Here is a 442-nt window from a genome sequence, read left to right as displayed (position 1 = left end):
GAAGAGTCGGTATGAGCGCTAGACAGTCAATATGTCGTTCCTAGCTCCGACCGATCACTGCTGGACAAGCCAATACGCTAAGCCGAGCGCCTCGCGCAACACGACGCCAGCAGCAAATACATAAACTGCCTCTAGGGGAAGCGGGAGGAAGTCAATGGTCGCAACAGCTACCGACATGATGATACCCATCCCAACCCACGCGAACGCGAACTACCGGTCAGCGCTTGTTGACTGTGTCCCCAGGCGAGCCATACCATCTGTTCTCGCGAGTTTAACAAAAAATTTTGCTCGTAAGGGGGGCCCGAAGCCGAGTGGGGTCGGTGGTCGGCCCTGAACCGATGGCGAGTTTATAGCCTAGCAGACGCCACTAGGTGGCTCTCGCATAGTAGGGGCCAACCTGTAGAGCGAAAGATAGTGACTGAGGTTGTGGCTACTGTCTTAT

At 55.2% G+C, this 442-nt stretch carries 1 protein-coding gene; it reads right to left on the bottom strand.

The genetic code is table 11. The features are described from left to right. Positions 1–54 precede the first annotated feature (54 nt). Complete coding sequence (locus EXE45_RS21735; RefSeq protein WP_274595493.1) at positions 55–189, bottom strand: hypothetical protein; 135 nt, start codon at positions 187–189, stop codon at positions 55–57. Between the last annotated feature and the right edge of the window lie 253 nt (positions 190–442).

Source organism: Halorubrum sp. SP9 (genome assembly GCF_005435015.1).
Classification (GTDB): Archaea; Halobacteriota; Halobacteria; order Halobacteriales; family Haloferacaceae; genus Halorubrum; species Halorubrum sodomense.
The sequence above is the reverse complement of the archived record's forward strand: the minus strand, read 5'-3'. Positions and strand labels throughout refer to the sequence as shown.

What these genes read in the sequence shown, in the direction of transcription:
- EXE45_RS21735 (WP_274595493.1), bottom strand. Translation starts at nt 189, where the DNA reads ATGGGTATCATCATGTCGGTAGCTGTTGCGACCATTGACTTCCTCCCG.